A 6091-nucleotide genomic window follows, 5' to 3' on the forward strand; every position below is an offset into this window, starting at 1 on the left:
CGGTCTCCGGCCCTGGACGGTCGGAGGCCGGGCCGTTCCCCGGGGCCGCCGGGGAGCCCGGCGAGCCCCCTCGGGACGCGCCGGAGGGCGGGCCCGCGGGGGTGCCCGCCGTCGTGCCGGTCGCCGCCGTCCGCTGCCGTCCCGTCTCACTCACGGCGTCCATGCTGACACCCCGGCCTCGTCCGGCGGCCGCCCGCACCCGGCGTGTCGTCTTTGCGGCGGACGGTCGCGGCGCGAACGCCCCCCGGAGGCGGCAGGATGGACGGGAGCACGCGCAACGATCGGGTAACCCTGGATCTCCACGCGGTTTCGCCGCGTTGTGCGCATCAGGAGCGGTGCGCCTCCGTCGGGGGCGGGGGCGGTCCGCAGTCCCACGGGGAGGGATCCGGTGTTCGGTCCGCAGAGCATGCTCGTGCTGCTGCTGATGGTGGCGGCCGTCGGCGGTCTGGCGTACGTCCTGGCCAGGCAGGGGCCGCACCTGGCGATGCGGATCGGCGCGGGGGTGCTGGCGTTCGCGCTGTCCTCGGTGTTCGGCATGGCCCTGGTCAACCGGTTCTACGACTACTACCAGACCTGGGGCGACCTGGTCGACGACCTGGCGGGGCGGCATCCCGGGGTGCAGGCGCTGCCGCCCGGCGGCGGCAAGAACCTGAAGACCGGCGGCGCGCCGGCCCGGGACGGCCTGCTGGTGACCACGACGCTCGCGGGGTCCCGGAGCCGGATCAGCCGCGAGGGCCTGGTGTACCTGCCGCCGCAGTACTTCCAGTCGCAGTACGCCTCGGCGCGGTTCCCCGTGCTGGAGCTGCTGCACGGCTCGCCCGGCGAGCCGGAGGACTGGCAGCGCGGCCTGCACGTCACCACGACCTTCAAGACGCTGGTCGACAAGCACCAGGCCAGGCCCTCGATCCTGGTGATGCCCAACATCAACGGGAACGCGCACGGCGCGGGCGGCTCGCAGTGCCTCGACCGTCCGAAGGGGGCCAGGAACGACACCTACCTCGCCGAGGACGTCCCGGCCTCGGTGGAGACCTCGTTCCGCACCGAGCCGACCGGCGCGCGCTGGGGCGTCGCCGGGTTCTCCGAGGGCGGCTTCTGCGCGGCGAACCTGGCGCTGCGGCACCCGAACGTGTTCGGCCTCGCCGGGGTGATGAGCGGCTACTTCCAGCCGCTTCCGGAGCACGGCTCCGACCCGTTCGGCGGCAACGCCCACGCGCGGCTGGAGAACGATCCGCTCTGGCGGGTCACCAACGCCCCGCCCGCTTCGAGGCTGCCCGCGTTCTGGCTGATGGCGGGCGGTTCGGACCGGGGGGACGTGGCGGACGCCAGGCTGTTCCACAGCGTCCTGCAGAGCCACGGGCAGGACGCGCCGATGGTCGTCATCGCGCACGCGCGGCACACCTACGCGGCCTGGAACCCGGCGTTCCCCAAGTTCCTGAACTGGGCCACCAACCGGCTCGGCAGCCCGGCGCAGGGCACCGCGCCGACGCCCAGGCCGGGCAAGATCCCGCCGGTGGGCCCGGCGAGCGTGCCCGGCGACCAGCCGCCGCCTCCCATCCACCAGATCAAGCGCTCCTGACCGGCCGACCGCCCCGCCTCGCCACGGGACGCGGCGAGGCGGGGCGGAGCGGGGCGGGGCAGGGGTCAGGGGCCGGACGGCGGCGTGTAGGCGTCCACCTTCTCCCACATGCGCAGGTACGCCTCGGCCCCGTTGGCCATGTCATCGGTCAGCTCGGGGCCGTCGGTCTTGCGGACGTCCTCCATCCAGTCCGGGACGAGGCCGTAGTTGGCGACGCCGTCCACGTTGACGTCCCAGGTGCGCAGGCCGGTGTGCGGCCGGTCGAGGGTGACGCCGCTGAGCGCGGTGAACGGGTACCGGACGTCGCTTCCCTGGCGCGGCCCGGGGAGCTTGCCGAAACCGTTGGCGTCCAGGCCGTAGCCGAATCCGAACGGGCCCTGGCCGCCCGCCCGCTGGAACGCCTGCTTCGCCTCCCGCCAGCCGCCCGCGAACTGGTCGGCGGGCGAGCCGTACTCGGTGACCATGCCGCCGAGCCGGTAGATCCGCTCGTAGAAGCCGGGGTCGGTCCAGCTGTGGGACGAGATGACGCCCGGGTAGTGCGCCTGCTCCAGCAGGGTGAGGGTCTGGTCGGCGGCCTTGGCGCTCATGTGGTCGATCTGGACGATCATCTTCCGCTTGATCATCTGCTGCACCATGTAGGCGCCGAGCGGGGTCAGGCCGCGGGTGTTGCAGTGCGGCGCGGCCGGGTAGAGCGGCGCCGGCAGGTTCGGCAGGCCGAGCGCCGACGTGACCGCGACGGGCAGCGTGACCTGGGGCGTGACCGTGTTGTCGTGCGCCGGGCCGGTGCAGGTCTGGACGTCCCAGAAGTGCCCGGTCCCGACGAGGTTGCCGAGGTTGACCGCGACGCCCGCGGTGCCGCCGTCCATCCGGACGCCGCAGAGCGCGTTGTCGAACTTGTGGCAGACGAACATGCTGCTCACGCCCTGGGCCTGCATGTGGTCCAGGCCCGCGTCGATCTGCTGCCGGGTGCACTGCGGGACGTCCCGGATCTCGCGGCAGCCGAACGGCTCGGACGTCTCGATGCTCTCGACCACGGCGAGCTTCCCGGACGCGGCGACCGTGCGCGCCTCCTGCGGCGTGCGGACGATCCGGAACCAGCCCTTGCCGGGTCCGCCGTTCAGGTTGTCGATGTAGTCCTGCATCCGGACGGCCTTGCCGTGTTCGAGGTCGATCGTGGCGTCCTCGTCGCAGGGGTTCTTCTTGAGCGGGTACAGCTCGCACAGCACGCGGTTCGCGACGTACTGGTCGACGATGATCCGCAGTCCGCCCTGCCAGGCCCGCTGCAGCCAGGTGTAGTAGACCTGCTGGTGGGTCAGCGAGTCGTGCGCGGGCCAGTCCCTGAACGTGGGCCAGCCGATCGGGTCGTGGGTGCCGAGCGGGCTGCCGTTCTTCAGGAAGTTCTCGAAGACCGCGAGCGAGCCGTTCGGGTAGTGGTCCAGGCAGTCGTGCAGCGCCGCGGCGATGCCGTCGGGGTCGAACGGCTCGCCGCAGATCATCCGGCCGCCCATGTCGTCGGCGCCCTCGATGTGGGTGTGGCCGTCCACCAGGCCGCGGACGGGCCCGGACGTCGCGGCGGCCGCCGGGGACGCGGGCCGGACGGCGTTGGCGGCCGACGCGGTCCCGAGGGCGCAGAGCAGGGCCGCCAGCAGGACCGTGACGGCGCGGGGCGAGCGCGGGGCGCGCCGGACACGCGAGGCATGTGGGGTGCGCCGGACGCGCCGGCGCGAGGCGGGGCGGAGGCGGGGGGTGCGCGGGAGTCTCATGGCCGCTCCAGGGGGGTGGGGACGAAGCGCACCCTCATTAGAACATGAGCACTGTTCATGTTCTAGTCCCGTCCGGGACTCCCCCGGGGACGCTCAGGCAAACGAAAGACGCCCGCGCCGCGGAAGTGCGGCTCGGGCGTCCTTCGTGGGCCTGATCGGGTGGATCAGAGGTTGCGCATGATCTCCGCCATGAGGCGGGCGGTCTCGCTCGGGGTCTTGCCGACCCGGACGCCGACCTTCTCCAGGGCCTCCTTCTTGGCCTGGGCGGTGCCCGCGGAGCCGGAGACGATGGCGCCGGCGTGGCCCATCGTCTTGCCCTCGGGGGCGGTGAAGCCCGCCACGTAGCCGACGACCGGCTTGGTGACGTTCTTCTCGATGAAGGCCGCCGCGCGCTCCTCGGCGTCGCCGCCGATCTCGCCGATCATGACGATGGCGTCGGTGTCGGGGTCGTCCTGGAACGCCTGGAGGGCGTCGATGTGCGTGGTGCCGATGATCGGGTCGCCGCCGATGCCGACGCAGGTGGAGAACCCGAAGTCACGCAGCTCGTACATCATCTGGTAGGTCAGCGTGCCCGACTTGGACACCAGGCCGATGCGGCCCGGCGTGGTGATGTCGGCCGGGATGATGCCCGCGTTGGACTTGCCGGGGGACGCGATGCCCGGGCAGTTCGGCCCGATGATCCGGGTCTTGTTGCCCTTGGACTCGGCGTACGCCCAGAAGTAGGCGGTGTCGTGCACCGGGATGCCCTCGGTGATGACCACGCACAGCGGGATCCCGGCGTCGATCGCCTCGACCACGGCGTCCTTGGTGAACTTCGGCGGCACGAAGACGACCGACACGTCCGCGCCGGTCTTCTCCATGGCCTCCTTGACGGTGCCGAAGACCGGGAGCTCGGTGCCGTCGAACTCGACGGTGGTGCCGGCCTTGCGCGCGTTCACGCCGCCGACGACCTGGGCGCCCGAGGCGAGCATCCGGCGGCCGTGCTTGGAGCCCTCGGAGCCGGTGATGCCCTGGACGATGATCTTGCTGTTCTCAGTGAGCCAGATGGCCATTTCACGCACCTGCCGCGGCGAGTTCGGCGGCCCGCTCGGCCGCGTCGTCCATGGTCTCGACCTGCTGGACGCCGGGCAGCGCCGCGTCCTTCAGGATCTGGCGGCCGAGCTCGGCGTTGTTGCCGTCGAGCCGGACGACCAGCGGGCGGTCCACGGCCTCGCCGCGGTCCGCGAGCAGCTTGTAGGCCGACACGATGCCGTTGGCGACGGCGTCGCAGGCGGTGATGCCGCCGAAGACGTTGACGAACACCGACTTGACCTCGGCGTCCGACAGCACGATCTCCAGGCCGTTGGCCATCACCTCGGCGGACGCGCCGCCGCCGATGTCGAGGAAGTTGGCGGGCTTCATGCCGCCGTGCCGCTCACCGGCGTAGGCCACCACGTCCAGGGTGGACATGACCAGGCCGGCGCCGTTGCCGATGATGCCGACGTTGCCCTCGAGCTTGACGTAGTTCAGGTCGAGGGCCTTGGCCTTGGCCTCCAGCGGGTCGGCGCTGGCCTTGTCCTCGAGCTTGTCGTGCTCCTGGCGGAAGGACGCGTTGTCGTCCAGCGAGACCTTGCCGTCCAGCGCCTTCACCTCACCGTCGGCGGTGAGGATCATCGGGTTCACCTCGACGAGGGTGGCGTCCTCGTCGGTGAACACGGCCCAGAGCCGCTCGATGATCGCGGCGGCGCCGTCCAGGGCCTCCTCGGGGAGGCGGCCCTGCTCGGCGATCCGCCGCGCCTTGGCCAGGTCGATGCCGTCCAGCGGCGAGACCGGGACCATGGCGAGCTGGTCGTGCGGCACCTCCTCGATCTCCACGCCGCCCTCGACGGAGCAGATGGAGAGGAAGGTGCGGTTCGCGCGGTCGAGCAGGAAGGAGAAGTAGTACTCCTGCGCGATCGCCGAACCCTCCTCGACCAGGACCTTGTGGACCGTGTGGCCCTTGATGTCCATGCCGAGGATCTGGTTCGCGAGGGTCTCCGCCTCGTCGGCGTTGTCGGCCAGCTTCACGCCGCCCGCCTTGCCGCGGCCACCGGTCTTCACCTGGGCCTTGACGACGACCTTCTTGCTGCCAGCGGAGAAGAGCTCCTCCGCGATGGCACGCGCTTCCTGGGGAGTATGGGCGACCTTGCCGGTGGGCACCGGTACCCCGTACTCGGCAAAGAGTTCCTTTGCCTGATGTTCGAACAGGTCCACGAGGCGTCCTTAACGGATCGACAGCCAATGACCGCGGAGGAGTGGGGGGTACACGGGGACTCATGGCGCCGTGCGGCCGCCACTCTGCGGTCCGCTCCGTCGAAGGAGCCTAGTCAACCCGGGTCCATGGTCACGCCGCCGGGTCCCGCCGTGTTCCCGGAAAGGGTGTGAAGTTGCTCATCCCCTACCCGTTCCGGCCTCCCTCCCCCCTCTTCGGGGGGCGGGATCCAGGCGTTTGGGGTGGGTAGGAAAACGTGCGTCGAATGCCGCGTACACCCCCGGAGCCGACTGCGGCGTTTGGCGGAGTTTGATGTACTAAGCCCCGTCTCAAGGGGGAGGTGCGGTGGCGGACAGCGGAGTCGGGCCGGCGGTGTGGCCGACGACATGGCCCGGGCGGGTGCGCCGGGCCTCCGCGGTCCTGCTCGTCTCCGCCCTGGCCGCGACCTGCGGAGTCTCGCTGCCCGAGACCGGGGAGCCGGAGTGGGCCAGCCCCGGCCTGGTCGGCGGGGGCGGCTGGCCC

4 protein-coding genes are annotated in these 6091 nt (G+C 71.6%); 1 reads left to right on the forward strand and 3 read right to left on the reverse strand.

All coding sequences use genetic code 11. From position 1 onward, the window contains the following. Positions 1 to 388 precede the first annotated feature (388 nt). Positions 389 to 1576: an alpha/beta hydrolase gene (locus tag AB0J52_RS23465; protein ID WP_500184148.1), complete on the forward strand. Its 1188-nt coding sequence runs from the start codon at positions 389 to 391 to the stop codon at positions 1574 to 1576. Positions 1577 to 1641: 65 nt separating this feature from the next. On the opposite strand, the gene AB0J52_RS23470 is transcribed toward AB0J52_RS23465, so the two are convergent. From AB0J52_RS23470 to sucC, 3 genes are all read right to left on the reverse strand, one after another. Beyond that, positions 1642 to 3339: a Coagulation factor 5/8 type domain-containing protein gene (locus tag AB0J52_RS23470; RefSeq protein ID WP_500184150.1), complete on the reverse strand. Its 1698-nt coding sequence runs from the start codon at positions 3337 to 3339 to the stop codon at positions 1642 to 1644. 164 nt (positions 3340 to 3503) lie between these two features. After that, positions 3504 to 4391 carry a succinate--CoA ligase subunit alpha gene (gene sucD / locus AB0J52_RS23475; RefSeq protein WP_500184151.1) on the reverse strand — a complete coding sequence of 296 codons (888 nt, stop codon included), beginning with the start codon at positions 4389 to 4391 and terminating at the stop codon, positions 3504 to 3506. Position 4392: 1 nt separating this feature from the next. Then, positions 4393 to 5571, reverse strand: coding sequence for an ADP-forming succinate--CoA ligase subunit beta (gene sucC, locus AB0J52_RS23480; RefSeq protein ID WP_500184152.1), 1179 nt, complete (start codon positions 5569 to 5571; stop codon positions 4393 to 4395). Between the last annotated feature and the right edge of the window lie 520 nt (positions 5572 to 6091).

This window comes from Spirillospora sp. NPDC049652, assembly GCF_040675125.1.
Taxonomy (GTDB): Bacteria; Actinomycetota; Actinomycetes; order Streptosporangiales; family Streptosporangiaceae; genus Spirillospora.